Origin of the sequence: Lentzea sp. NPDC003310, from assembly GCF_040610935.1 — a bacterium.
Lineage (GTDB): Bacteria > Actinomycetota > Actinomycetes > Mycobacteriales > Pseudonocardiaceae > Lentzea.
In genome coordinates, this window is sequence record NZ_JBEXNC010000018.1 from 176,592 (window position 1) to 203,455 (window position 26,864).

Here is a 26,864-nt window from a genome sequence, read left to right on the forward strand (position 1 = left end):
CGGCCACCCCGGCTCGTACTAGGTTGGCAGACATGATCAGGACTCTGTTTCGCTCGCTCGAGGCCGTGCACGGAATGATCTACTTCGCCCCCGAGGCGGACTCCCGGTACGCGAGCGTCGGCCTCGACCGGCCCGGCGGGTACTTCGCGTCACGGGCGGCGGCGCTCGGTGCCGTCGGGGCCGAGGTCGTGATCGCGACGTTCTACAACTTCAACCCCGCGATCGTGCGGGCGCGCATCCCGCAGGCGTGGGAGAAGGTCTCGCCGCAGCGCATGCTCGAGCTGCGCTGGGAGGCGGCGGACGAGGCGCTGGCGAAGGTGCTGCCGGACGATCTCAAGGAGATCAACGACCTGGCCCGGCGCGCGGCCGAGCGGTCCACGGAGATGTTGCACGGTCGGCCGTTGTTCGCCGCGCACGCCGCGCTGGAGTGGCCGGACGAGCCGCGGTTGCGGCTGTTCCACGCCCAGACGTTGTTGCGCGAGTTCCGGGGCGACGGGCACCTCGCGGCGTTGCTGAAGCACAACATCACCGGCATCGAGGCGTTGGTGTTGCACGTCGCGACGGGCGACTATCCGGCCGATGCGCTGCGCAAGACCCGTGCGTGGTCCCAGGAGCAGTGGGCGGCGACGGTGCAAGACCTGCAGCAGCGCGGGCTGGTCGGCGAGGACGAGCTGCTCACGGAGAAGGGGCGTGAGCTGCGGCAGGGCATCGAGGACGAGACGGACCACATGGCCGCGCCCGCCTACGACGTGCTCAGCGACGAGGAGAAGCAGCGGTTCGTCGAGTTGGCCGCGCCGCTCAGCAAGGCCGTCGTCGAGGCGGGCATGGTGCCCGGCCGGCGCTAGGGCCTGCATCGAAGTCCGAATCCGCGATAGCCGGGCCTGAGACGGCCCCTGACGGCACGGCCGGACGACCCACGTACAACACCGGTACGCGGGCCGTCCGGCCGCACCGCCAGGAACCACCTCAGGCGCGACTCTCATCGAACCCCGGACTTCGATACAGACCCTAGACGCCGTCCCGGTCCGTCGACGCGAGCGCCTTCTCGGTGACCTCGTCCTTGCCCGCCCGGTGCTTGCCGGGATGGGTCAGCGAGAAGTGCGCCTCCTCGCGCATCCGCTCCACCATGTGCGGGTAGTGCAGCTCGAACGCCGGGCGCTCGGAGCGGATCCGCGGCAGCTCCTTGAAGTTGTGCCGCGGCGGGGGCGAGGTGGTGGCCCACTCCAGCGAGTTGCCGTAGCCCCACGGGTCGTCCTGCGGGGCCGGGTCGCCGTAGCGGTAGGACTTGAAGACGTTCCACACGAACGGGAGCACGGACGCGCCGAGCAGGAACGCGCCGATGGTCGAGAGCGTGTTGAGGAACGTGAAGCCGTCGGACGGCAGGTAGTCGGCGTAGCGGCGCGGCATGCCCTCGTTGCCCAGCCAGTGCTGCACGAGGAACGTGCCGTGGAAGCCGAAGAACGTCGTCCAGAAGTGCAGCTTGCCCAGGGGCTCGTTCAGCATCCGGCCGGTCATCTTCGGGAACCAGAAGTAGATGCCCGCGTACGTGGCGAACACGATCGTGCCGAACAGCACGTAGTGGAAGTGCGCGACCACGAAGTACGTGTCGGAGACGTGGAAGTCGAGCGCCGGCGACGCCAGCAGGATGCCGGTCAGGCCGCCGAAGAGGAACGTCACCAGGAAGCCGATCGAGAACAGCATCGGCGTCTCGAACGTCAGCTGTCCCTTCCACATCGTGCCGATCCAGTTGAAGAACTTGATGCCCGTCGGCACGGCGATGAGGAACGTCATCAGCGCGAAGAACGGCAACAGCACCGCGCCCGTCGCGTACATGTGGTGCGCCCACACCGCCACGGACAGCATGGCGATCGCGAGAGTGGCGAACACCAAACCCTTGTAACCGAACAACGGCTTGCGGCTGAACACGGGGAAGATCTCCGTCACGATGCCGAAGAACGGCAACGCGACGATGTACACCTCGGGATGGCCGAAGAACCAGAACAGGTGCTGCCACAGGATCACGCCGCCGTTGGCCGGGTCGAACACGTGCGCCCCGAGGTGCCGGTCGGCGGCCAGGCCCATCAGCGCGGCGGTCAGGATCGGGAAGGCGAGCAGGATCAGCACGGACGTCACCAGGATGTTCCAGGTGAACACCGGCATGCGGAACATCGTCATGCCCGGCGCGCGCAGGCACACGACCGTCGTCGTCATGTTGACCGCGCCGAGGATCGTGCCCAGGCCGGACACCGCGAGACCCATGATCCACAGGTCCGCGCCGACGCCCGGCGAGTGCACGGCCGAGGACAGCGGCGTGTAGGCGAACCAGCCGAAGTCGGCCGCGCCGCCGGGTGTCACGAAGCCCGCGACCACGGTGATGCCGCCGAACAGGTACAGCCAGTACGAGAAGGCGTTCAGGCGCGGGAACGCGACGTCGGGCGAGCCGATCTGCAGCGGCAGGATGTAATTCGCGAACCCGAAGAGGATCGGGGTCGCGTACAGCAGCAGCATGATCGTGCCGTGCATGGTGAACAGCTGGTTGTACTGCTCGTTCGACAGGAACTGCAGGCCCGGCCGCGCCAGCTCGCCGCGCATCAGCAGCGCCATCACGCCGCCGATCATGAAGAACGCGAACGACGTGGTCAGGTACATGATCCCGATCTGCTTGGGATCCGTCGTCTTGAACAGCTGGAGGAAGTACGAGCCCTTCGGCCGTGCGCGCGCCGCCCCGGGGTGGGGGACTACGGGCGTTGGCTTGATCGTGGTCATCGCGCCTCCTCCGTGCAGGCACCAATCGTCCTCCCGGTCAGACCTCGCGGCAATCCACAACGAGTGCCGCCGACGTCACCGGGACGACCGGAGCACCTGCCCTGATGCCGCTGACCTGCACGTAGTAGGCGCCGGGGGCCAATCCGTCGAATCTGATCGCCATGCTCTCGGAGATCGCGGGACTGCGCGATTCGAGTTGTCTGCCGCTTTCGTCGAGCAGCGCGACCTTCAGCGCGCGCGGCGTGGTGTCCTTCAGCTCGACGGTGACCTCGAGGTCCTCGCCGACCAGCACCAGGTCCGGGACGCTGACCTGTGGTTCCGTGTCGGTGACGTTGCGGGGGACGATCTTCTTCGCGGTCAGGAACGACTCCACGGCGTCCAGCACGGCGGCGTTGTCCTGCAACGACGTGTGCTGCTCCGTCACGCGGTGCAGCGTGTTCGACGACAAGGCGAGTCCACGCCGTGCGGCGCCGACCATCGGCACGGTCGCATCGCCGTACAGCTCGTCGCCCTCGTAGGTCCGGTAGCAGGTGGCTTTGCCGTCCGCTATGCGCACCGTGGTGGCCGTGGGTTGTTTACCGCCGAGGATCGCGTACGTCTGATCGGCGAACGAGTCGCTCAACGCGCCGTGGAACGCCATCGCGTCCTCGACCATCTTCGTGTCGAGTTCGGGCAACGACACCTCAGTGGTCTTGAGGAGGCCGTTCGGCGACTCGATGCACGCGTACTCGGGCAACAGCTGGTGCAGCGACGGCATCGACCGCGCGAACTCCGTCAGGTCGATCGCGAGCGGTCCCAGACCCTTGCGCACACCGTTGACCAGCTGGTCCAGCGCCGCCGCAGCCCCGCGGTACGGCGTGCCCATCGTGATCAGCTTGTCGGTGCGCTCGGCCAGCCCGCACTGCTCGACGGCCCACCGCGCGACCAGCCCGCCCATCGAGTGGCACACGAAGCTGACCTTGGCGTCCGGGCCGATCCGGTCCAGCGCCTCGTCGACGCGCTGGGCCAGCAACGCACCGTTGTAGCGGTTCGAGAGCCTCCAGTCGTAGGCGAAGAGCAGCAGGTTGCCCTTCTCGACGGTGTAGCCGAGGGAGTTCATCCTGCGCGTCACCCGGTCGTAGCCCTTGAGCGGCGTCCAGATGCCGGGGACGACGTGCAGGTCCGCCATCAGCCCCACCGGCTCGACGCCGTCACCGGGGTGCTCGTCGCCGATGCTGGCCGGGAGCTTCAGCCGCTTGAGGCTGCGCCCGAGTGTCAGCACCGCCCGCAACGCGGCCTTGCCCGACACCTCCCAGACCATGCCGTCCTCGTTGCGCAGCGTGCTGCCGAGAATGCCGGGCAGCACCACGACCAGATCGCTCATCTAGGACTCCTCGGCGAGCTTGCGGATGAGGGAGAGCAACGCGAGGTTCGCGGGCACCAAGTAGGTCAGCTCGTGAATCCACGCCAGCCGTTGCCCAGGAGCGGGCACGGCCAGGCGTGAGTCACCGGCGCGAGCGCGCGCGACCGCCTTGTACAGCGCCGCCAGCGCGTGCGGCTCCAACGCCGTGACGGCCTGCGTCAGCGCCTGAGGGGACGCATGGGCGGCGAGGCTCCGCAGCACGTCCGTGATGCGTGCTGGGTCTTCCAGAGCGTCGAGCACGAGGTCGAGGACATCGGCGTCCTCGTCGGCGAGGAGCAGCAACGCGTGCACGGGCCGGTTGTCGCGGACGTTCTTCAGGACTTCCTTGTCCAGCAACTCGTCGCGGCGCGTGGCGAGCAGGTCGCGACGGCGTGCGGGCGTGGAGTCCACGAACTCGTCCGCGAGACTCGCGAGCAGCCACGGGCGGTACGCGAGCTCGACGCCCTGCTGCTGCGCGGTCACCCGTCGCGCCTGGATGACCTGCGCCTCGATCAGGCTCGTCCCGTACAACGCCTCCGTGACGGCGACGTCCGCGTCCGTGGACAACAACTCGGGATGTGCGAGCAGGATCGTCCGTTCCTCGGCATAGGACCGTGCGAACACCCACGACCGTGCGGTCTTCAGCAGCGCACGGTCGACCGACAGCCAGTCCGGCGTGGTGTCCCAGGGCCACGGACCGGAGTCGTAGTGGCGGCGCGCGATGTCGTGCACGTCGTGAATCGCTTGTCGCGACTGGCCGACGTGCGTGAGCGCCTGACACAGCCACTTCGCCGCCGCCGGATCGCCCGCCCTCGTGGCCGCCGCGCGCAGCATCAGCAGCGTGGCGAGGTGTGGTCCGGTGAACCGCGCGGTCACCCTCTCCCAGGTCTCGTCGACGATCTCCGGCTGCCGGAGGCCCGCGCAGAGCGTGTCGAGCGTGAACAGCGCCGCCGCCAGCGTGGACAGCCGATCGGTGTTCTCCGGCAGCAGGCACACCTCGACGGTCCGCAGGCCCGTCGCGAGGGCCTCGCGGGGCTTGTCCGCGTCGCGCTGGCGGCGCATCAGGTTGTGCAGCGCCTGGGCGTGGACGCGCAGCCCGTCGGCGAGGTCGGCGGCCTGCCGGGCGGCGTCCAGGGCCGCGTCGGTGCGGTCGACCATGCTGTACGCGACGCTCAGGCTCAGCGCCGCGTCGGCGAGCTGGGGGCGGAACGCGGCGTGCCGGCCGAGCGTGCCGCTGATCTCCGCGGCCTGCTGGGTCGTGCTCGCCGCGTCCGAGAGCCTCCCGAGCGCCAGGTAGTCGCGGCTGAGCTCCACCAACGCGCTGACCAGGTCCGCGAGGAACACCGGGTTCGTCTGCGCGAGGGCGTAGTACAGCTCGACGGCCTGCTTCGACCGTTGCATCGCTTCGTAGCGCAGACCGAAGTCGCTGCACCGTGCGGCGAGACATGTGATCGCGCGCGCAAGTGGTGCATCGGCGTCCACGGCCGCAACGGCGTCACGCGCCGTGGACAACGCATCCTGCCTACGCCCCAACATCGCGTAGACCTCGCTGAGGTCCACCAATGCGCCACTGAGGTGTGCCGCGTACGTCGGGTTCTCACTACCGTGCGTCGTCGTCTTCGCGATGCGCTGTGCAAGCCGTTTGTGCGTAAGGCTTTCCGCCGTCGTCGGTGTCGACGCGACCAGCTCTCGGTAGCGCACGGCCGCCTCTTCGGCGGGCGCCACGGCCTGCTGCAGCCGTCCGGCCTCGCGGAAGCGGCGCCCGAGCTTGTTCAGCACGAAAGCCAGGTCCGCCAGGTACATCCGCAGCGTCGGGACCAGTGCGCGGAAGTGTTCGGCGGCTTCTTCGAGGGGTGCGACGGCCTCGTCGCCGCGACCCCAGTGCATCAGCTCGTTCGCCGCCGTCGTGGCCGCGAGTGCGATGTCCGGCAACAACATCCGGTTCATCACCGCGAGCGCGCGCAGCCCGTCCAGTGCCCGTGTGCCCGCGTGCCCGCAGTGCCGCCACGCGTACTTCCACAGGTAGCCGGGCACGTTCGGCGGCACGCCCGCCTCCATGCGCTGCCGGTACAGCTCGATCAGCGCGCACGCCACCTTCTCGGCGCCGGGCGCGAACACCTCGTCCCGGCTGGGCGCGAACGGTGGCCTCAGGTGGTCCGCGAACGTCTGGTGCGTGAGCTTGAAGACCGCCGTGCCCTCCTCACCGTCCTGGACGACGTGACGGCCCAGTTCGGTGAGCACGGCCGTGATGTCGTCACGGGTGAACTCCTCGCCCGACAATGCCTGCGCCACGGCCATCCACTCGGCCTCGGGGAATCCCGCGCCGTAGCTCCACGTCAGCGCCGTCAGCAACGCACGCGCCGAGGGCACCTTCGCAAGCTCACGGTCGAACGCCGCGTCCAGCGAGAGCTTCAGATCCGCGCCGCCGTCGGCCAGCACCTGGTCGGTGATCATCCACGCGGTCAGGAACGGCAGCGTCGCCAGCTCGTCCACAGTGGACTGCGCCGCGCCCGGCCCCAGCCGCGCGACGACGTACTCGCGGACGTCGGCCTCGCTGTCGGACTTGTCGAGGTCCAGCACCTCGACCGGCGCCAGCTCGGTCAGCAGGGGCGCGCCACCCGCGACCCGGTGCGCCTGCCGCGTCGAGACGATCACGACGGCGTGGTTCGCGAGCTTCGTCAGCAACGACGTGGCGATCGAGAACGACTCACCGCGCGCCTCGTCCAGGCCGTCGACCACCAACACCGGAGGCCTGGGCAACCCGCTGACCACCCCCACCAGCTCGGCGGCGCCGCGCCGCGGCCCCTCGGGTTCGGGCACCAGCCCGGCCGCGACCAGCTGGCGGCTCAGCAGGTCGGCGACGCGGTCGGCGTCCATCGCGCGGGCGTGCACGGCGGCGTGCACGGACCCGGGACCGGGGTCGGCGTGCCGGAACGGCGGCCCGGCGGTCAGCAGGAGGTCGCGCTCGGCCGGGTTGGACAGGCTGACGACCCGGCCGACGACCGCGGACTTGCCGGTGCCCGGCGCCCCGGTGACCACCCGCAGCCCGGCGCTGCGCGACCTGACCCAGCCCACGACCTTGTCGACCTGGGCCGTGCGGCCGGTGAACCACGACCTGCCGTCCGCGGAGTCACCACCGCGCGCCGCGAGCAGAAGGTGCTTCACGACTGTGTTCGCGGCATAGAGCGGATTGGGCAACATCGGCTGCGCGGACCCGTACTGCATGAAGCGCGGCCGTTGGATGTCGCTGTCCCACGCGTTGAGGAGAGCCGTCCCCACCGCACCACCGTCGACCAACGCGATGCGGTCGCTCCACCGCCGTGCGTCCTCATCGGCCGTAGGGCCGGCCCTCAGGAGCTTGCGCAGCTTCCCGCCGAACAACCCGTCCCGTGCCGTTTCAATGCTCGAACACGACACCAGCACGCCGGCCCAGTGCACCTGCCCGGCCAGCAACTCCTCCTGCACGGCCGCGACCGTGCGGACGGCCTCGTCGAGCTGCGCGCCCGAGTAGCAGGCGTCGATGATGATGAGCACCTGGTGCGCTCCCGAGGCGGCGCACCAGAGGGCGAACTCGTGCAGCATGATGCCGTCGACCGCGCCGTCGTTGTCCTTGGCGAGAAGCCTCAGGTTGCCCGCGACGGGGATCGCGTGGCCGCTCCACAGCGCCACCAGCGCGCCGCCGTCCTGGGGAGTGCGGCGCAGCTCCTTCATGTGGGCGCGGATCTCGGCCTCGGTGGGGTCGGCGAGCGGCTCGCCGTCGTAGCCCTGGAGGAGGGCGCGCAGTTCCCGCACGTCGCTCACGGCGTGCTGCAGCGGCTGCACCAGCTCGTAGGAGCCGACGCCGATGCCGACGAACCTGCCTCTGACCCTCTCCTGCATGCGTCACCAACCCCCTGTCCACTCGTCGCCGGAGGGGAGGGGGTGTTACGGCGGGTACCTCACATGGGCTAAGCGGAGGGCCGGTAGGCGGGCCGGGCTGTGGTGGGGATGGGGCGGACGGGGGTGGTGGGGTGCGCGGGAGGGGGAGGGGGTTGTGCGGTGTGAGGGGAGATGGTGTGGAAGCGGGTGTGCGATGTGGAGGAGGGGGTGCGCGAGCAGGGAAGCGGGAGTGGCGTGGGAGGAGGGGTGCACGGGCGGGGAAGTGGGTGTGGCGTGGAGTGAGGTGGGCGCGGTAGCGGACAGGGGTGGTGCGGACGTGGGTGGGCGCTGCTGGGCGGCAGCTGGGGCCGCGTGGGGTGAGCGGTGGGCATGTGGCGGTGCGAGTGACGGGACGTGGGGTGGGTGCGGCGCGGGGGTGCCTAGCCCTCCGGTGGCGTGGCCGGGCGGCGGTCGTCCTTCTGCGTGGTCGGCAGCTCCGCGCTCGGTGGCGGCGCGGGTAACTCAGCGCCCGGCGAGGCCTCGGGCAGTTCGGTGGCGGCGGGCGGCGGGGTGTCCGTTGGCGCTGCCGCCTTCGCCAGGCCTGGCAGGTCCAGGTTCGTGTTCTTCTCCAGGAACCTCAGCAGCTCCACCGGGAACGGCAGCACCAGCGTCGAGTTCTTCTCCGCCGCCACCTCCACGATGGTCTGCAGCAGCCGCAGCTGGAGCGCGCCCGGCGTCGACTCCATCGTGCCGGCGGCCTCGGAGAGCTTCTTCGACGCCTGCAGCTCGCCGTCGGCGGTGATGATGCGGGCCCGGCGCTCCCGTTCGGCCTCGGCCTGGCGGGACATCGAGCGCTTCATGCTCTCGGGCAGGGCCACGTCCTTGATCTCGACGCGGTCTATGTCGATGCCCCACGCCAGGGCCGGGGTGTCGATCATCAGTTCCAGGCCCTGGTTCAGGTTCTCGCGGTTGGACAGGAGGTCGTCGAGTTCGCTCTTGCCGATGATCGAGCGCAGCGACGTCTGGGCCACCTGCAACATCGCGAACCGGTAGTCCTCGACGTTGATGACGGCCTTCGCCGGGTCCTGCACCTTGAAGTACACGACGGCGTCCACGCGCACGGTGACGTTGTCGCGCGTGATGCCGTCCTGCGCCGGCACGGGCAGGGTGACGATCTGGAGGTTGACCTTCCGGAGCTGGTCGACCCCGGGCACCAGCATCGTCAGCCCCGGCCCGCGCACGCCCTGCTGGAGCTTGCCGAACCGGAACACCAGTCCCTGTTCGTACTGCTTGATCACCCTGGCGCTCATCGCGAGGCCGAGGCCCCCGAGCGCGAGGAGTCCGCCGAGGATTTCCAGGAAGACCATGGGACCCCGCCTTTCAGCGGCGAATGCCTTGATCCCACGGTACGCCTGGGGTCTGACAATTTTCAGCACCTCAGGACGGGGGTGGCCCAGTCCGCGTGGTCGTGCGCGTTGCCGTCGCCTCCGTCCGTCACCCGGAACGTCACGACCGTTGCTCCGGTCGTGTCCACGGTGATCGGAACGGCTGCGCTCTGTCCTGTCAGCACCGGGCTCAGGTACACCGATCGGTTGTCGTTCAGGATCTCGAACCGGACGGTGCCGGTGCCTACCGTCTCGTCGTCGACGCCGATCGTGGCGGTCAGCGCGGTGCACCTGCCGCCGGTGTAGACCTGGAACTCCGAGTCGGCGTGCACGCCCACGCCCCGGTCGAACGTCGTGCCGCGCAGGCTCATCCGGTTGCCGTCGCCGGACTGCTCCTCGCCGTTGCTGCGGTCGCGTTCGAGCGGGCCCCAGCCGTTGCGCTCGCCGAGGAACTCGAGCGCGGACACCGCCGCGTCACCCGAGGGCGGGCGCGGCGTGGCGGTGAAGTCGCGCGTCAGGGTCGAGGTGGCCTTGCCCGCCACGACCTCAGCGAAGACCGGGCGCGTACCGGTGTCCCCGCCCTCGCGCTTGATCGTCACCCGCGCGGAACCGCCGGAGACGTCGACGGACGCGGGGGCGACGGACCAGCCGTCGGGCGCGGTCAGCCGGGCCGTCATCGGGCCGGGGCACGGCGAGGTCACCACCAGTTCGGCCTCGACCTGCTCGCCGGGCTCCAGCGTCGTGTCGGAGGCGCGCAGATCGGCCTTAGGAGTGCAGTCCGCCCTGTCGCCGAGTTTGCCCGTGGCCGCCTCCACCGGCGTGAGCGGACGCAGCAGCACGGAGTACGCGTACTCGTTGCCCGCCTCCACCTGGTACTGCGGCAACGGCTCGTGGAACGTCTCGCTGACGCCTGTCACGCGGTGCGCGGCGTGCAACGTCGTCCAGCCGTCGTTCTTCTTCAGCGCGAACGGGTACGCGGCGCGGTCGAGGTCGTCGTACCGTGAGACGCGCACGTCCAGATCGCCCGCCACGAGCAGGCCCGCGCGGCCGTTGGACAGCGTCGCCCACCGCGTGTCCGCGTGGTTGCCGAAGTCCTGCGGCTTGTAGTAGTCGTTGAACTCACGATCCACAGTGGACTGGTAGACGCCGACCGGGTTGCCGGACTTGCGGTCGTCGTAGTTCTCGCCCGGACCGCGGCCGTACCAGGTGAACTTCTGGAAGTCGGAGGGGACCTTGAGGGTGAAGCCGATGCCGGGCAGGTAGCTCAGGTCGCGCATGCGGTCCTTCGCCGCGACCCGGTGGCCGATGCTGATCTCCCCGTCCCCGGTGACGCGGTAGGTGAAGGTCTGGGCGAACGACGCGTCCCGCACCGCCTGGGCGGTCGACCGCACCGTCACGAGAGTGTCGGTGCCCTGTGAGACAGTGATGTCGGCTGGTGATGTCTTCAGGCGGTCGAGGCCGCTGCGGTACCAGGACGAGTCCTCGCTCATGAACTCGTTCGACAGCGGCGCGCGCCACGCGTCGAGCTCCGGGCCGGTGTGGAGCAGCTCGGTACCCCGCACGCGCATCGACGTGAGGGTGCCGGTCCTCTTGCTGAGCACGTACCGGAAGTCCTTGCCGGACAGCACGACCTCGGAGTCGTTCTGCGTGGTCGTGAGCCTGCCCGGCGTGCCGGGGGTGTGCAGGCCGGTGATCTGCGTGCCGCCCAGCGGGAACTGCGCGATGCCCACGTCGGTGCCGCGCCGGTCCGTCGCGCGCACGGTAAGCCAGCGTTCGGTGCCGGCCCGGAAGTCGGGCACCGCCGTGGTGCCCGGCCGCAACGGGCCGCGGTGCCGGGCGACGGTACGGCCGTTGTCCTGGACCTCCCAGCGCAGTTCGAGGTCGTCGGTGCCGGTGAACTGGCGTTCGCTCACCACGGTGAGCCTGTTGTCCGCGAAGGAGAACCGGATGGGGGAGTGGACCGCCATCAGCTCGGTGGTCTCGGGTTGCGGCCGGCGGTCCGCCCACACCACGCCGTCGACGCCGCCCGTGCCCGCGCCGTAGGACTGGTGGCGCCCCTTGTCCTCCAGCTCCTCGAAGTCGAGCGCCAGGACGGCCTCGCGCTTCGGGTCCGCGGCGAGCTCGTCGGCGGTCAGCGCGCGGTGGTAGATCCGGACCTGGTCGACCGCGCCGTGCGCCATCCGCGTGCCGACGTTCTCCTGCATGGTCTCGGAGTTGCGGCCGATGTTGACCGGCCAGTGCGACCAGTCGACCGAGCCGGTGAAGTCCGTCGCGGCGACCTCGCGGCCGTCGATCAGCAGCCGCAGTGTGGTGCCGTCGAACGTGCCGGTGACGCGGTGCCAGTTGCCGTAGAAGTCCGCTGGAACCGTCGCACGGACCGTGCGCCACGTACCGCTGTGCACGAAGAACTCCAACGTCGTCGCGTTGGACATCTTCAGCGCGTACTGGTGGTCGCCCTTGGAGATGACGGTGAAGTCGCCGGTCCACGTGTCGGGCTTGACCCACGCGTCCAGCGTCAGGCCGCTCCCGACCTCGTCCAGCTTGCGGTCGCGGTAGACCTCCACGAAGTCGTCGAGTCCGCTGAGCTGCAACGCTTTGCCGTGCGGTCCGTCCACCTGGGACGGCTTGCCGGACAGGTACGAGAGGATGCCGTTGGCGTCGTCGGGTGTCGTGTAGAGCGGCAGCGCGATGTTCTGCTCGGCCCAGTCCCAGATGAAACCACCCTGCACCTGCGGATAGGCGCGCACGACGTCCCAGAACTCTTTGAAGTTGCCGAGGCTGTTGCCCATGGCGTGCGCGTACTCGCCCATGATGATCGGCTTGGTCGTCGTCCTGGCCTTGGCTTCCAGGCTCGCGGGCGACGGGTACCGCGGGCCGGCCACGTCCACGAACGGCGCGTCGCCGTCCGGCACGTTCGGCTGGTGGTACAGCGGGCGGGTGTCGTTCTTCTTCGCGTACTCGGCCATCGTGTAGTGCGCTTTGCCGAGGCCTGCTTCGTTGCCGGTGTCCCACATGACGACGCTCGGGTGGTTCTTGTCGCGTTGCATCATCGCGACGAAGCGGTCCTGGAACGCGTCCTGCCACTCGGGGCGTTCGGCGAGGCAGTTGTTCGGGCAGCCGTCGTGGTGGTGGGTCTCGACGTCCACCTCGTCGGCGATCATCAGGCCGTGGCGGTCCGCGAGCTCGTAGAAGTACGGGTCGCTCGGGTAGTGCGAGGTGCGCACGGCGTTGATGTTGAACCGCTTCATCAGCTCGACGTCTTTTTCCTGGTCGGAGCGGGTGACGTACCTGCTGCCGTGCACGCTCGTCTCGGCCCGGTTCGTGCCGCGGAACAGCACGCGCTTGCCGTTGATCTTGAGCTGGCGGTCGGCGATCTCGATCTTCCGGAACCCGACGGGCTGCCTGCCGGTCTGGATCACCCGGCCGTCCTTCAGCAGCTCGATCCGCAGCTCGTGGACGTTCGGGGTCTCGTCGGTCCACTTCAGGGGGTTCGCGACCTTGCCGTCCGCGACCGGCACCTCGCGGCCCTGCGGGTCGAAGAGCCTGGTCCGGACGGTGTGGCCCTCGACGGGGCCGCCGAGCTGCACGTCCGCGCTGAGCGTGGCGTCGCGGTACTGGGCGTCGAGGTCGGTCTTGATCGTGACGTCGCGGAGGTAGGTCTTCGGGGTCGAGTACAGCCAGACCTCGCGGAAGATGCCCGAGAACCGCCACTGGTCGAAGTCCTCCAGGTGGGAGCCGGAGCCCCAGCGGTGGACCTGCACCTTCAGCGTGTTGCGGCCGGGCTTGAGCTTCGCGGTGACGTCGAACTCGGCCGGCGTGTAGCCGCCCTGGTCGTAGCCGACGTACGCGCCGTTGAGCCACACGAGGTAACCGCTGGTCACACCCTCGAACCGGAGCAGCGTGCGGTCCCAGTTCGACGGCAGGTCGAACGTCTTCTCGTAGACGCCGGTCGGGTTGACGTCGCGCGGGATCGCCGGCGGGGCGTCCGGGTACATCTCGGTGGGGACGTTGCGGAACATCGGGTGGTCGAGGAAGTCGGTCTGCCACGTGTGGGGGACCTCGACCGTGCGCCACCCGTCGGGCGTGTCCCGGACGTCCTGCGGCTTGTCGAACATCCGCAGGCGCCACTCGCCGTTCAGAGTGAGCCTGCGTTCGGGCTTCAGGTCCGGGTGCGGGGGTTCCTGGTGCTCGCCGGTCATTCTGGGGTTTTCCAGATACGCCAAGGCGTCCAGGGGTTCGGCGTGTGCGGTTGCCGGGGAGAGTGAGAGCGCTACCACCGTGGCTACGACGACACGAAGCATGCCTTCGGAAGCTAGGGGCGCCGCGCGGAGCCCGTCAACGGATGTCCGCTCTTTCTGTCCGAACGAATCGCGGGGTGGCCGTCCCAACAGCCGGAAATCACGCTCCTCCCGGCGGCACGCGTTAGTGTCGGATACATGCAGACCTGGTCATCGATTCCTGTGCCGCGGGTTCCGGGGGACCCCCGCCCGCTGCGGCTGTTCGACACGGCTACGGGCGAGGTGCGCCCCACGGCTCCAGGAGACACCGCCAGGTTGTACGTCTGCGGGATCACGCCGTACGACGCGACTCACCTCGGCCACGCCGCGACCTACCTCGCCTTCGACCTCGTGCACCGCGTGTGGCTCGACAACGGGCACAACGTGCATTACGTGCAGAACGTCACCGACGTCGACGACCCGCTGCTGGAGCGGGCGGAGCGGGACAAGGACGACTGGGTGGTGCTCGCCATGCGCGAGACGGCCCTGTTCCGCGAGGACATGGAGGCCCTGCGCGTCCTGCCGCCTCAGGACTACGTGGGCATCGTCGAGGCGATCCCGGAGATCGTCGAGGTGGTGGCCAAGCTGGTCGCCGACGGTCACGCCTACCGCGTGGACGACGCGGAGCACCCCGACATCTACTTCGAGCACAACGCCACCGGGCGGTTCGGCTACGAGTCGAACTACTCGGAGGAGACGATGCTCCGGTTGTTCGCCGAACGCGGCGGCGACCCGGACCGTCCCGGCAAGAAGCACCCGCTCGACGCGCTGCTGTGGCGGGTGAAGCGTCCCGGCGAGCCCTCCTGGCCGTCGGAACTGGGTGAGGGTCGGCCCGGCTGGCACATCGAGTGCAGCGCCATCGCGCACAACCGCCTCGGCACCGGCTTCGACGTGCAGGGCGGCGGCTCCGACCTGATCTACCCGCACCACGAGTACTCGGCCGCGCACGCCGAGGCGCAGACCGGCCAGCACCCGTTCGCGCGCCACTACGTGCACGCGGGCATGATCGGCCTCGACGGCGAGAAGATGTCGAAGTCGCGCGGCAACCTGGTCTTCGTCTCGAAGCTGCGCGCCGAGAAGGTCGACCCGAACGCCATCCGGCTGGCCCTGCTCGCGGGCCACTACCGCGCCGACCGCCCGTGGACCCAGGCCCTGCTGGACGAGGCGCTGGACCGCCTCGACAAGTGGCGCCGCGCCGCCGCGCTCGACTCCGGACCGTCCGCTGTGGGCACCGTGACGCGGCTGCGCGACCACCTGGGCAACGACCTCGACACGCCCAAGGCGCTCGCGGCCGTGGACGCGTGGGCCGACGAGGCGCTGGCGCACGGCGGGTCGGACAAGCACGGGCCCAAGCACGTTCGTACGGCCGTGGACGCGCTTCTGGGCGTGGAGCTCTAAGCAGGCTGTTCGGTGGCCGCCGGACCGGCGGCCACCACCTCGGGATCGACTGCCGCCACCAGTTGCTGCTGGACATGGGCGAGCGTCTGGAACTGCAGCGCCGTCGCCTTGCGCAACTGCAGGTGCAGCGCGCGGATCTGGCCGATCACCACGATCCAGTCCCCGGCCTCGGTGGTGGTCAGCACCAGCGACTCGGCATTGAGCCACTGCCGCCGCACCCGGTCGACGAGCGCGCGGTCGGCGAGCAGCGTCCGGTGGCGCCGCCGCAGCAGCGCCGACCGCCACCGCGACTCGGCGACGTCCGGGAACATCCTGCGCAGGAACGGCCGCCGCGTCATGACCGGCCGCGGGAAGCGGAGCCCGGAGATGACCACGTTGCGGTGGTAGATGTTCTCCAGCATCCGGAACGCCGGTTCCCACGCCCGCGCGAACTGCCCGGGAACCTCCACCAGCACGCCCTCGCCCACCCGCGTCGCGGTGAAGTACGGGCCGTCGTCGGGCAGCGCGCGCTGGACCGTGGCCCGCATCCCCGCGCGCACGAACTTCAGCGCCACGGACTCCGCCCTCGCGCGGTCGTACTTGCCGAACCCCGCGCTGCCGTTGTGGTGGATCATCTCCGTCAGGGTGCGCGCGGTGTCCGTCTCGAACTCGCCGATCGTGCGGAGCAGGTGCCAGGCGACGGCGTACGGCGTGTGGTCGTCGTTGTGCACGACGACGCTCCATCTGTCCCCAGGATTCACGTGGTCGTCTCCCGCTGGTGGTGTGGCTCGGTGAACGTGTCCGGGGCAACGGCCAGCACGAGGGTTTCCTGGGCCAGGCTCGTCCACATGATCGCTGTCTTGGGCGCGGACCTCGCCTCGAAGAGCAGCCGGACCTGGCCCAGGGCCGCGATCCACTCATCGACCTCGGCGTGCGTCAGCAGGATCGGCCGCCGGCCCTGCCAGCGCGCTCGCACCCGTTCGAGGAGTGCCCGGTCCGCCAGCACGTCCCGGTGCCGCCGCAGGAAGTCCTTCGACTCCTTCGGTGACGGCGCCACCTCCGGGTAGAGGCCCTGCAGCAGGGAGGCGTGCCGCCCCATCCGGAAGGGCCTCTGCAGCGCGTAGAGCGGGTTGCCGTGCCGGTAGCTCAGGGACAGCCGCCGCAGAGCACGTCCGAAAACCCAGGCGAACCACCTGGTCATCTCCACGCGCACGCCGCCCTCGACCGGTTCGGCGGTGAACGGCCCCGTCACGCGGCCCTCCGCACGCTCGCCGACAGCCCGTTTCGCAGCAGTTCCACCGTGAGCGCCTCCGCGGTCTCACGGTCGTACGCGCCGACATAGGCACCGTCCGTCAAATGGACCTTCATGGTCAGGTCGCGTGCGGCCTCCCAGTCGAGTCCGCAGATCTTGCGCAGCAAGTAGTGCACCACCGCGAACGTGTTGTGGTCGTCGTTGTGGAGGGCGACCCGCCATCTCTCCCCAGAACTCACCGGCAGAGTATGCGCGACGGCCACAATGGACCGGTGACGGACGCATTGCGGTTCGAGCGCGGTCCGGACGGCGAGGACGTCAACGAGGCCGCACGCGGTGAGGTGCTGAGCACGCTGCCCCGCGATCCGAAGCCGGAGGACCTGCCGCTGCTGCGCTTCCTGGTCGACCAGGAAGTGTTGTGCCGCGCCAACTCCCAGGGACTCGGCGAGCAGGCCGCCCTGGCCGGCTTCCTGCTGGCGCGACACCGGCGGGTCGAGGACGTCTGGCGGCACTTCGCGCTCAAGCGCGCCAACTTCGACGCCGGCTGCATGTACGACGTGGAGCACTTGCACGCGGCCGGGGCGCGCGAGACGGTCGCCTTCGTGCGGGCGAGTGACCACCCCTACCGCGAGGAAGTGCTGGCACTGCTCGACGACGAGCTCGACGAGGACGACCTGGAGGAGTGGTTCGAGCAACGGCGGTCTTGGTTCGACGAGGCCTGAACGTGGAACCGCCCCCAGGGCGGAAGCGCTGGGGGCGGTTCGTTCAGCGGAGGAACGATCAGACGTCGAGCGTCCAGTTGTTCAGCGTGCCGGTGTCCAGGAACGCCGCGTCGCGCACGCGCAGCGTCCAGGTGCCGTTCGCGGCCTCACCCGACAGGTTGCGGGTGAAGGTCTCGTTGATGTTGTCGGCCGAGCCGCCGGAACGGTTGTGCAGGTTGAACACCGTGCCGTCGGGCGCGACCAGGTCGACCACGAGGTCGCCCTTGTAGGTGTGGGTGATCGAGACCTTGATCGACGCGGTGGCCGACGCGTTGCCCGCGCAGCCGGAGACGGCGATCGTGCTGGTCACGGTGGACTGGTCCGGAATGGCGACCGGGGTCGAGTTGGTGCGGGCGTCACAGCTGCCGCCGACCGCGTTGACGACCCACGAGAACGTGGCCGTGCCGGTCTTGCCGGCCGAGTCGGTGACGGTCGCGGTCACCGACGAGGTGCCCGCGGTGGTCGGGGTGCCGGAGATGGCGCCGGAGGCGTTCGCCGACAGACCGGCCGGGAGGCCGCTCACGGACCAGCTGTACGGCGCGGTGCCGCCGGAGGCCGAGAGCTGCAGCGACGCCGGGGCGCCGACCGTGGAGGTCTGCGTGCCGGGGTTCGTCACCGACGGGTTGCCCGGCTGCACGCCACCGAAGAGGGTGTAGAGCAGCTTGTTCGGGGAGCCCGAGCCAGGGCTGGTGATCTTGTTCGGGGTCGACGCGCCATTCAGGCCCGCCCAGACGGCGGCGGGGCTGTCGGTCGGGTGCGTGGCGAGCCACAGGGCCGCGCCACCCGCGACGTGCGGGGACGCCATCGACGTGCCGGAGATGTTGTTCGTGGCGGTGTCGCTGGTGTGCCACGCCGACACGATGTTCTGGCCCGGCGCGAAGATGTCCGTGCAGGTGCCGTAGTTGGAGAACGAGGCGCGCGCGTCGGTGTTGGTCGACGCGTTGACGGTGATCGCCTCGGCCACGCGGGCCGGGGACGACGAGCACGCGTCGGTGTTCGAGTTGCCGGACGCGACGGCGTAGGTCACACCGGACGCGACGGAGTTGCGGACGGCGGTGTCCAGGGCGGCCGCGGCTCCGCCTCCCAGGGACATGTTCGCGACGGCCGGCTTCACGGCGTTGGCGGTCACCCAGTTGACGCCGTCGACGACGCCCTGGATGGTGCCGGAACCCTGGCAGTTGAGCACCTTCACCGCGACGACCTTGGCGGCCTTCGCGATGCCGTACTCGGCGCCCGCGACGGTGCCGGCGACGTGCGTGCCGTGGCCGTTGCAGTCGCTGTTGTTGCCGTCACCGGAGGTGTTGGTGCCCCAGGTGGCGCGGCCGCCGAACGTCTGGTGCGTGGTGCGCACACCGGTGTCGACGATGTACGCCGTCACGTTCGACGCGGTGGTGTCGTACTGGTAGCTGTTGCTCAGCGGCAGGTCGCGCTGGTCGCTGCGGTCGAGACCCCACGACGGCGGGTTCTGTTGCACGTCGAGGAGGCTGACCTCGGCGTCCTGCTCGACGAACGCGACCCTCGGGTCCGCGGCGAGGCGGGCGGCCTGCTGGGCCGTCATCTTCACCGAGAAGCCGTTGAGCGCGTGCTGCCAGACCTTGCCGACCTGGCCGCCGTAGCGTCCCGCCAGTTCCGGTGCGGCGGCCCTCGACGCCGTTCCGGCCTTGAGCGAGACGATGTAGCTGTCCTTCACGACCTTGGCGCGGTCGGCGCCGAGAATCGTCCCCACGTTTTCTTGAGCGGAAGCGGCTGGAACCACAGCGGCGGCCAGACACACGGCGGCAGCGGCTGTGAGTCCCGCACCCAAGACTCTTCGCATGGCAGGGTTTCTCCCTCGTGCAGGGAACAGGGTGACCAGCACGCTAGCCCTAAACCGCAGGTCAGAGGGATACGCCGGAGAGTGCGGACTGTTGACAGTTTTGACATTTCGTGGCAGGTCGAATGGTCGCTCTGCGTCACGGAAATAGGCTGAGAGAAGGAATTTGCATTCCCTATATCAACTCGGGCGCCGCGAGGTCCACCCCTCGATCGACCCTACCGTCCGGTAGACATGCCGAAGTAGCGTCGCCCAGACGGAGGAACGAACTGATCGGGCAGTTCGCCGCCTGGGGACGCCATTCATCCGGTGTCGTACGCGCTGTGTTGCAGCACAGCTATCTCCTCATCGCGGTTGCCCGGTCCGGCGTTACACCGGCCCTGCACAAAACCGAAGATCAAGGAGAAATGCCTATGAAGCGCATGGCTGTCGCAGCTGTGGCCGTGTTGGCAGGCGCTCTCGCGACGACGGTCTCCCCTGCCGCCGTCGCCGCCGAGGGACCGTCCGCCGACCTGCTCGCCGCGATGCAGCGCGACCTGGGACTGGACGCCACGCAGGCGGCGGAGAGGCTGCGCCAGGAGAGCGCGGCCGTTGCCCTGCAGCGGGTGGCCGAAGGGTTCGCCGGTGAGAGCTTCGGTGGCGCGTGGTTCGACGCGGCCACCGGCAAGCTCGTCGTGGGCGTGACCGACGAGGCCAAGACCGACCGGCTCCGCAAGCTCGGCGCGGAACCGCGGACGGTCGCGCACAAGGCCAGCGACCTGGACGCGGCCAAGGCGAAGCTCGACGCGACGCCGGCCCCGTCCGAGGTCACCGGCTGGTACGTCGACACGAAGGCGAACGCGGTCACCATCACCGTGAAGCGCGGCCAGACCCAGGCGGCCCAGTCGCTGGTGGAGAAGGCGGGCACCGTCGCGAAGGTCGTCGAGACCGACGAGGCGCCGCGCCTGTTCAAGGACACCCGCGGTGGTGACGCCTACTACATCAACAACGCCGGACGCTGCTCCGTTGGCTTCGCGGTGGAGGGCGGCTTCGTCTCCGCCGGTCACTGCGGGTCGCCGGGCGACACGGTGACGGGCGTCGACAAGACGGCGATGGGCGAGTTCGACAAGTCGTCCTTCCCTGGCAACGACTACTCGTTCGTGAAGACCAACTCGTCGTGGACCTCGACGGCCAAGGTGAACCACTACGGCGGTGAGGACGTGATCGTCTCCGGTCACACCGAGTCCGCGGTCGGCGCCTCGATCTGCCGTTCCGGCTCGACCACGGGCTGGCACTGCGGCGAGGTCCAGGCCAAGAGCCAGACGGTGAACTACCAGGAGGGCTCGGTCAGCGGCCTCACCCGCACCAACGTGTGCGCGGAGCCCGGTGACTCGGGTGGCTCGTGGGTCAGCGGCACGCAGGCGCAGGGCGTCACCTCCGGTGGCTCTGGTGACTGCACCAGCGGCGGCACGACCTACTACCAGCCGGTCAACGAGATCCTCGAGGCCTACGGCCTGACGCTCACCACGGGCTGATGTAGTCGCACGCGGGGGCGGTTCCACTTGAACGGTGGAGCCGCCCCCGTTTGGCATGCTCGGCGCGTGCTCGCGGATGGAACGATGGACGTCGAAGTGTTCGTGGTGCCCGACGACGAGGAGATCGGATCCCGTCTCGGGGAGGCGGCGGCCTGGCCGGGGTTCGCCGCGGAGCTGACCGAGGTGCTGAACATCTGCATCGCCGCCGCCGGGGTCGACTCGCTGGAGATCGACGCGTTGAGCGTGAACGGTCCGCTCCCGGAAGACGTGGCGTGGTGGCGCAACGGTGTCCGCGTCCCGGCCGATCGGGCGGCCGAGCTGTTCGTGGAGATGCTGCGCCGTTCCGAGGAGGTGTCGTTCCGCCTGGTGGGTGGTGATGTCCTGCGCATCGAGCAGAGCTGGGACTCGTGGGTGTTCGTGCCCGCGATCCAGGCCGTCTGGGACGCGGTGGAGGAGCGGCTGGACGACCTGCCGGAGGAACACCTGACGATCAAGTGGCGCGGTGGTCAGCCGGACATCATGGGCAGGGAGGAGCTCTTCGACGTCGTGGCGGACGAGGAGTTCTGGTCCGCCGTGCGCGCCGCGACCGTGAGCGGGACGACGTTGCTGGGGGAGCGGTGGGCGTTCGGTGTCGGCGGCATCCGGTGGCACCTGCTGTCCCCGGACACCGTCGACGACGTGATCGCCGGGGTGGAGCCGGGGTCGCTCGTCAGCGTCGCCGCGAACCCCGACCTGCGGATCCGCCTGCTGGAGCACACCTTCACCGCGTTCTCCGCTCCGCTGCGGACGGGCGCGCTGGTCCACCGCGAGGTCTGGGGCGGAGTCGAGGACGACGCCCAGATCGCCGAGGTGACCAGCACGGGATTCGACCTCTTCCTCGCCGACGACGAGGTGGAGCTGAACGCGGTGGTGCCGCACGCGGACGGCGCTGTGACGTGGTGGTGGGAAGACCCGAGAGTCACCCGGCCGGACTAGTCGCCCTGACGCTCTTCCATCCACTTCTCGCGGTGCACCCGCCAGCGGTCGAGCATCGAGCCGAGCTCGCCGTGCGCGAACCGGAAGAACTCGCGGGTCTCGTCCAGCCGCAGCCCCGCGTCGGTGTCCGCGCCGAGCGCCTCGACGCCCTCGGTGAGGACCTCGTCGATCATCACCAGCATCTGGTCCTTGCGGAACGTCGCCTCGAACCAGACGTTGTCGCGCATCCGGTAGACGTCGCGGCGTGATCCGGGTTCGCGCTCGCGGCTCACGATCTGCACGGTGGTCAGGTAGCGCACCGCGCCCGACACCGCCGCCGGGGAGATCTGCAGGAGATCGGCGATCTCGGCTGCGGTGAGCCGTCCCGAGTCCGTCGTCAGCAGGGCCGCGAGGATCCGTGCCGGCATGCGGGGCACGCCGGTGTCGGCCAGGATCCCGCCGAACCGTTCGACGAACTGGCTCACCGCCTGCGTGTCACGCTCCGTAGCACTCGTCACGGCGGCATCATCCCTTTCGTCAGCCGATCGGGCAAAATTTACTCGCTTCACGAAGTTGTGAAAGAAGTGTAGCTTACCGGCCATGACATCTGCGATATCCGTGTCGGGCCTGGTCAAGACCTTCGGCCCGACGCGTGCACTGGACGACCTGAACCTGGACGTCCAGACCGGTGAGGTGCACGGCTTCCTCGGGCCGAACGGCTCGGGCAAGTCGACGACGATCCGGATCCTCCTCGGCCTGCTGCGTGCCGACTCCGGCACCGCGCGGCTGCTCGGCGGCGACCCGTGGAAGGACACCGCGGAGCTGCACCGCCGTCTCGCCTACGTCCCCGGCGACGTCAACCTCTGGCCCAACCTGACCGGTGGCGAGGTCATCGACCTGCTCGGACGGCTCCGCGGCGGCCTCGACAAGGCCCGCCGCGCCGAGCTCCTGGAGCGCTTCGAACTGGACCCGCGCAAGAAGGGCCGCACCTACTCCAAGGGCAACCGGCAGAAGGTCGCGCTGGTCGCCGCCCTGTCGAGCGACGTCGAGCTGCTGATCCTCGACGAGCCGACCTCGGGCCTCGACCCGTTGATGGAGGCCGTCTTCCAGGACTGCATCAACGACGAACGCGCACGTGGCCGCACCGTGCTGCTCTCCAGTCACATCCTCGCCGAGGTCGAGGCGCTGTGCGACCGGGTCAGCATCATCCGCAACGGCCACATCGTCGAGACCGGCACGCTCGCCGACCTGCGGCACCTGACCCGCACGTCGATCTCGGCCGAGCTCGCGAGCCCGCCGAACGGGCTAGCGTCCCTCGACGGCGTGCACGACCTGGTCGCCGAGGGCAACCGGGTCCGGTTCGAGGTCGACTCGGACCGGCTTGACCCCGTGCTCAAGCAGCTCGTGTCGTCCGGCGTGCGCACGCTGACCTCCCAGCCGCCCACGCTCGAAGAGCTGTTCCTGCGCCACTACGAGGACGCGAAATGATCGGCACCCTCCAGCTCGTGCGGCTGGCGTTGCGCCGCGACCGCATCCTGCTGCCGGTCTGGGTCCTGTTCCTCGTCGGCATCACCTACTCCACGACGACCGCGCTCGAAGAGCTGTACGGCACCCAGCAGTCGCGCGACCTGCTCGGCGTCACCGCGAACGCCAACTCCGCGTTCCTCGCGATGCTCGGCCCGCTGCACGACTGGTCGTCGCTCGGCGGTCTGGTGGTCTGGCGCTGGGGCGTGTTCTCCGGCCTGTTCATCGCGATCATGGCCATGCTCGTCGTCACCCGCCACACGCGCGCAGAAGAAGAGGCGGGCCGCACGGAGCTGATCGCCGCCACGGTCGTCGGAAGGCACGCGCCGCTGGCCGCCGCCGTGATCGTCGCCGGCGGCACGAGCCTGCTGATCGGTCTGCTGCAGGCGCTCGCGCTGATCGGCAAGGACCTGGACCCGGCGGGCGCGTTCGCGTTCGGCCTGTCCACCGCGAGCGTCGGGCTCGTGTTCACCGGCGTCAGCGCGTTCACCGCGCAGCTCTCGGAGAACTCGCGCGTGTCCAACGCGATCGCGGGCGGCTTCCTCGGCGTCACCTACCTGCTGCGCGCGGCGGGCGACGCGGCGGGGGAGTCCGGTCCGCAGTGGCTCACCTGGTTCTCACCGATCGGCTGGACCGAGCACGTGAGGTCGTTCGCGGATAACAGGTTCTGGGTGCTGCTGCTGCCGCTCGCCGCGTTCGTGCTGCTCACGGGACTTTCCGCGTACATCGTCACGCGGCGCGACGTCGGGCTCGGGCTGCTGGCCGCCCGGCTCGGGCCGCCGGAGGGAACCATCGGCACGCCGTTCGGGCTCGCCTGGCGATTGCAGAAGGGGTCGCTGATCGGCTGGGCGATCGCGTTGTTCGCGGTCGGCGTCATCTACGGCAGCGTCGCCCAGGCCGTCGGGCAGATGGTGCAGGACAACCCGACGCTCGGGCAGATCGTCAGCAAGATCGGCGGCGCCGACGCGATGGTCGACGCGTTCTTCGCGACCGTCACGCAGCTGCTCGGGCTGATCACGTCGATCTACCTCGTGCAGGCGGTCCTGCGGCTGCGGTCCGAGGAGACGTCGTTCCGCGCGGAGCCGCTGCTCGCGACGCCGGTCTCGCGCTGGGGCTGGGTGGCCTCGCACGCGGTGTTCCCCCTGGTCGGCGGCGCGGTCGTGCTGGCGGCGTCGGGGCTCGGGCTCGGCCTGGTCTACGGGCTGCAGGTCGACGACGTGGGCACGGTCCTGCCGAAGATGCTCGGCGCTGCCCTGGTCCAGCTCCCCGCCGCCTGGGTGGTCGCGGGCGTGGCCTTGGCGCTGTTCGGGTTGTTCCCGCAGTTCACGGGCGTGAGCTGGGCGGTGGTGTCGGTGGCCCTGGTGCTCACGCTGCTCGGCCCCGCCCTGCAGCTCGACCAGTGGGTGATCGACGCCTCGCCGTTCACGCGCGTGCCGAAGTACCCGGACATCACCTTCGGGCCGCTCGCCTGGCTCACGCTGGTCGCGGTGGCGCTTCTGGCGGCGGGGTTCGCCGGGTTCCGCCGGCGCGACCTGACCACGTGACGATCGCCGGAATGGTGATCAGCAGCCCGGCCGGCACCAGGAACGCGAGCAACGGGTGGGACTGGTAGAGCGGGACGAACGCCAGCGGGGCGGCGGCCACGCCCATGAAGCGCAGTGACTGCACGACGCTGACGCTGCCGCCCCTGTTGGCGTTCTCGCTCTGCAACACCAACGCGTTGATGCTCACCAACACACCCTGAGCGGCCGCACCGGTCAGGGCCCAGCACAACACCACCACGGCGGCCAACGGCGCCGTGCCGACCGCCGCGACCATGGCCGCGCCCAGCGTGGCGCCGAGGATCGCGGTGGTGCCGGCGCCGAACCGGTCGATCGCCTTGCCGACGTACCGCGCGGTCAGGAACCCGACGATGCCGAACCCGGTCAGCAACACGCCGCGCTGGCCCGCGCTGAGGCCGAAGGCGTCGTCCAGCCGGAACGCCACGAGGAACGACAACCCGCCGAGGCAGCCCCAGCCGATGAACCCGACCAGCGCGGGCCACAACGTGCTCGGCACGAACGCGCTGCGCAGGCTCGCGTCGCGTTCGGGTTCGGCGTCGGTCTGCGGCACGCCCAGGACCGCGAGCCCCACGGCCACGACGGCGATCACCACGAACGCCAGCCGCCAGTCGACCTCGGCCGTCAGCCCTCCCACCAGCGGAGCGGAGGTCTGCCCGGCGGCCTGCATCGAGCCGAACAGCCCGAGCGCGCGCCCGAGCTTCTCCTTCGGCGTCGAGGCGGCGACCACCGCGAGCAGCACCGGCGTCGTGAACGAGTTCGCCGCGCCCTGCAACGCCCGCGAGGCCAGCAGCACCTCGAACGTCCACGAGCAGGCGGCGAGCGCGGACGCGGCGGCGTAGGCGACGTACGCGATCCGGACAGTCCGTTGTGGACCCCAGCGCTGCGCCAGCGTCCCGGAAGCGAGCATCAGCACCGCGAACGGCACCATGTAGTACGTCAGCGTCGCCGCGGCCGAGCCGGGGGAGCGGCCGAAACCGGCTCCGATCTCGGGCAGGATCGACGTGGTGACGGCGCCGCCGAACGGCCCGATCAATGCGCCCGCGTACAACCCGGCGCGTGCCAACCGTCCCAACGGACACCTCCGCCGCCCACCCTATTGCGGCGGGCGGCGGAGAGCGCCGGAAAGTGGTTGTTGTCGCTAACTTTCTACCCGCGGACTCCGCCGGTGAAGCCCTGCGTCCTCTCCTGCACCCCCGCGAGGTTGCCCTGGAACGACTCCCTGACGTCGCTCACGGTCGTGTGGGGACCGTTCTCGCCGAGGGAGTCGACGGAGGAGAGAGGAGCTGCACTGGCGGGAGACACGGCCAACAGCACGCCGCCACCCGCAGCGAGACCGACGGCGATCTTGCGCACGAGAGACACGGTGGTTCCTGTCTGGAGGTGGATCTTGGTAACCATTCCTCGGCAGTGGGAAACCCCGACTCGATCACTCGGAAGCGTGAAAAAGCCGTCCCGGTCCAAATGACCGAGACGGCTTCTGACCTGCTGCTACCGCGCTACTGGCGCGGACCGGTCGACGGCCAGCCGGGACCGCGGCCGCGGCGGCGGAGGTAGCGCTCGAACTCCGCGGCGATGTCGTCGCCCGAGGCCTCGGTGATCTGCAGCTCCGCGTCGCCGCGCTCCTCCAGGGCGCGCACGTAGTTGCGCACGTCCTCGTCCTCGTCGGCCATCTCGGAGACGGTGCGCTCCCACTCCTCGGCCTGCTCGGGCAGCGCGCCGAGCGGGACCTCGATGTCGAGGACCTCCTCCACCCGGTGCAGCAGCGCGAGCGTCGCCTTGGGGGACGGCGGCTGCGAGACGTAGTGGGGGACGGCGGCCCAGAACGAGATGGCCGGGATGCCCGCCTGCACGCACGCGTCCTGGAACACGCCGACGATGCCGGTCGGGCCCTCGTACTTCGAGTGCTCCAGGCCGAACTTCTCGGCGGCGTCCGCGTCGTAGGCCGTGCCGGTGACCGGGACCGGACGCGTGTGCGGCGTGTCCATGAGCAACGCGCCCAGCGTCACCACCGTCGTCACCCCGAGCGCGTCGATGTGGCCCAGCAGCTCGGCCGCGAACTTGCGCCACCTCATGTTCGGCTCGATGCCGTGCACGAGGATCACGTCCACGTCGGAACCGGGAGGGCGGCACACCGACAGCCGCGTCGTCGGCCAGTCGACCCTGCGCGTGACGCCGTCCACCATGCGCACGCTCGGGCGCGTCACCTGGAAGTCGTAGTAGTCGTCCGGGTCGATCTCGGCGAGCGGGGTGGCGTCCCAGGTGAGTTGCAGGTGCTCGATGGCGGTGCTGGCGGCGTCGCCGGCGTCGTTCCATCCTTCGAACGCGCAGACCATGATCGGAGCCGTGAGCGGGATGCGCGGGTTCGAGGGGGTCGGGGATTCCTGGGACGGATCGTTCACGGCGCCAGACTACGGGTTCGGCCGGTCAACTCACCGTAGGC

General features: G+C 69.8%; 20 protein-coding genes. 7 read left to right on the plus strand and 13 right to left on the minus strand.

Annotated elements, in window-relative coordinates:
* The first annotated feature begins 32 nt into the window (after window positions 1–32).
* Entirely contained in the window at window positions 33–845 is an 813-nt protein-coding gene (locus tag ABZX02_RS33560) for a hypothetical protein (RefSeq protein WP_355304295.1), read from the plus strand.
* A 163-nt stretch (window positions 846–1,008) separates the two neighbouring features.
* On the opposite strand, the gene ctaD is transcribed toward ABZX02_RS33560, so the two are convergent.
* From ctaD to ABZX02_RS33585, 5 genes are all read right to left on the minus strand, one after another.
* Window positions 1,009–2,766, minus strand: a complete 1,758-nt coding sequence (ctaD, locus tag ABZX02_RS33565; protein WP_355304297.1) for a cytochrome c oxidase subunit I — start codon at window positions 2,764–2,766, stop codon at window positions 1,009–1,011.
* A gap of 37 nt (window positions 2,767–2,803) precedes the next feature.
* Window positions 2,804–4,129: a hypothetical protein gene (locus tag ABZX02_RS33570; protein ID WP_355304299.1), complete on the minus strand. Its 1,326-nt coding sequence runs from the start codon at window positions 4,127–4,129 to the stop codon at window positions 2,804–2,806.
* On the minus strand, window positions 4,130–8,026 hold the full coding sequence (locus tag ABZX02_RS33575; RefSeq protein WP_355304301.1) for an AAA family ATPase: 3,897 nt from the start codon (window positions 8,024–8,026) through the stop codon (window positions 4,130–4,132). It abuts the gene before it with no gap.
* Window positions 8,027–8,445: 419 nt separating this feature from the next.
* A complete protein-coding gene (locus tag ABZX02_RS33580; RefSeq protein WP_355304303.1) occupies window positions 8,446–9,372 on the minus strand; it encodes a slipin family protein in 927 nt (308 codons plus the stop codon).
* Between the two features lie 62 nt (window positions 9,373–9,434).
* On the minus strand, window positions 9,435–13,589 hold the full coding sequence (locus ABZX02_RS33585) for a glycoside hydrolase family 2 TIM barrel-domain containing protein (protein ID WP_355304305.1): 4,155 nt from the start codon (window positions 13,587–13,589) through the stop codon (window positions 9,435–9,437).
* A gap of 237 nt (window positions 13,590–13,826) precedes the next feature.
* On the opposite strand from ABZX02_RS33585, the gene mshC reads away from it, so the two are divergent.
* Complete coding sequence (gene mshC / locus ABZX02_RS33590; protein WP_355304307.1) at window positions 13,827–15,065, plus strand: cysteine--1-D-myo-inosityl 2-amino-2-deoxy-alpha-D-glucopyranoside ligase; 1,239 nt, start codon at window positions 13,827–13,829, stop codon at window positions 15,063–15,065.
* Here the strand turns inward: mshC and ABZX02_RS33595 are convergent.
* The 3 genes from ABZX02_RS33595 to ABZX02_RS33605 are packed head-to-tail and all read right to left on the minus strand — an operon-like array spanning window position 15,062 to window position 16,535.
* Window positions 15,062–15,892: an ATP-dependent Clp protease adaptor ClpS gene (locus tag ABZX02_RS33595; protein ID WP_355304309.1), complete on the minus strand. Its 831-nt coding sequence runs from the start codon at window positions 15,890–15,892 to the stop codon at window positions 15,062–15,064. The genes mshC and ABZX02_RS33595 overlap by 4 nt on opposite strands.
* Complete coding sequence (locus ABZX02_RS33600) at window positions 15,802–16,296, minus strand: hypothetical protein (protein ID WP_355304311.1); 495 nt, start codon at window positions 16,294–16,296, stop codon at window positions 15,802–15,804. Before ABZX02_RS33600 ends, ABZX02_RS33595 begins: the two co-directional genes overlap by 91 nt.
* Complete coding sequence (locus ABZX02_RS33605; protein ID WP_355304313.1) at window positions 16,293–16,535, minus strand: ATP-dependent Clp protease adaptor ClpS; 243 nt, start codon at window positions 16,533–16,535, stop codon at window positions 16,293–16,295. Before ABZX02_RS33605 ends, ABZX02_RS33600 begins: the two co-directional genes overlap by 4 nt.
* Window positions 16,536–16,568: 33 nt before the next feature.
* Here ABZX02_RS33605 and ABZX02_RS33610 point away from each other — a divergent pair, with 33 nt between their 5' ends.
* A complete protein-coding gene (locus tag ABZX02_RS33610; protein WP_355304314.1) occupies window positions 16,569–17,018 on the plus strand; it encodes a hypothetical protein in 450 nt (149 codons plus the stop codon).
* A gap of 58 nt (window positions 17,019–17,076) precedes the next feature.
* Here ABZX02_RS33610 and ABZX02_RS33615 read toward each other — a convergent pair whose 3' ends face one another.
* Entirely contained in the window at window positions 17,077–18,783 is a 1,707-nt protein-coding gene (locus ABZX02_RS33615; protein WP_355304316.1) for a S8 family serine peptidase, read from the minus strand.
* A gap of 500 nt (window positions 18,784–19,283) precedes the next feature.
* On the opposite strand from ABZX02_RS33615, the gene ABZX02_RS33620 reads away from it, so the two are divergent.
* Complete coding sequence (locus ABZX02_RS33620) at window positions 19,284–20,384, plus strand: S1 family peptidase (protein WP_355304318.1); 1,101 nt, start codon at window positions 19,284–19,286, stop codon at window positions 20,382–20,384.
* Window positions 20,385–20,468: 84 nt separating this feature from the next.
* Window positions 20,469–21,359, plus strand: a complete 891-nt coding sequence (locus ABZX02_RS33625; protein ID WP_355304320.1) for a hypothetical protein — start codon at window positions 20,469–20,471, stop codon at window positions 21,357–21,359.
* On the opposite strand, the gene ABZX02_RS33630 is transcribed toward ABZX02_RS33625, so the two are convergent.
* A complete protein-coding gene (locus ABZX02_RS33630) occupies window positions 21,356–21,856 on the minus strand; it encodes a MarR family transcriptional regulator (protein ID WP_355304322.1) in 501 nt (166 codons plus the stop codon). The two genes, ABZX02_RS33625 and ABZX02_RS33630, sit on opposite strands and share 4 nt — an antisense overlap.
* Window positions 21,857–21,938: 82 nt before the next feature.
* Here ABZX02_RS33630 and ABZX02_RS33635 point away from each other — a divergent pair, with 82 nt between their 5' ends.
* Together ABZX02_RS33635 and ABZX02_RS33640 are read left to right on the plus strand one after the other, a co-directional pair.
* Entirely contained in the window at window positions 21,939–22,826 is an 888-nt protein-coding gene (locus ABZX02_RS33635) for an ABC transporter ATP-binding protein (protein ID WP_355304325.1), read from the plus strand.
* Window positions 22,823–24,406 carry an ABC transporter permease gene (locus ABZX02_RS33640; protein ID WP_355304327.1) on the plus strand — a complete coding sequence of 528 codons (1,584 nt, stop codon included), beginning with the start codon at window positions 22,823–22,825 and terminating at the stop codon, window positions 24,404–24,406. The genes ABZX02_RS33635 and ABZX02_RS33640 overlap by 4 nt, the downstream gene beginning before the upstream one ends.
* On the opposite strand, the gene ABZX02_RS33645 is transcribed toward ABZX02_RS33640, so the two are convergent.
* From ABZX02_RS33645 to ABZX02_RS33655, 3 genes are all read right to left on the minus strand, one after another.
* Window positions 24,336–25,496 carry an MFS transporter gene (locus tag ABZX02_RS33645; RefSeq protein ID WP_355304329.1) on the minus strand — a complete coding sequence of 387 codons (1,161 nt, stop codon included), beginning with the start codon at window positions 25,494–25,496 and terminating at the stop codon, window positions 24,336–24,338. The genes ABZX02_RS33640 and ABZX02_RS33645 overlap by 71 nt on opposite strands.
* Window positions 25,497–25,570: 74 nt before the next feature.
* Window positions 25,571–25,777 carry a hypothetical protein gene (locus ABZX02_RS33650; RefSeq protein ID WP_355304331.1) on the minus strand — a complete coding sequence of 69 codons (207 nt, stop codon included), beginning with the start codon at window positions 25,775–25,777 and terminating at the stop codon, window positions 25,571–25,573.
* 143 nt (window positions 25,778–25,920) lie between these two features.
* Window positions 25,921–26,823 (minus strand): PAC2 family protein, encoded by a 903-nt coding sequence (locus ABZX02_RS33655; protein ID WP_355304333.1) that lies wholly within the window; start codon window positions 26,821–26,823, stop codon window positions 25,921–25,923.
* Window positions 26,824–26,864 lie beyond the last annotated feature (41 nt).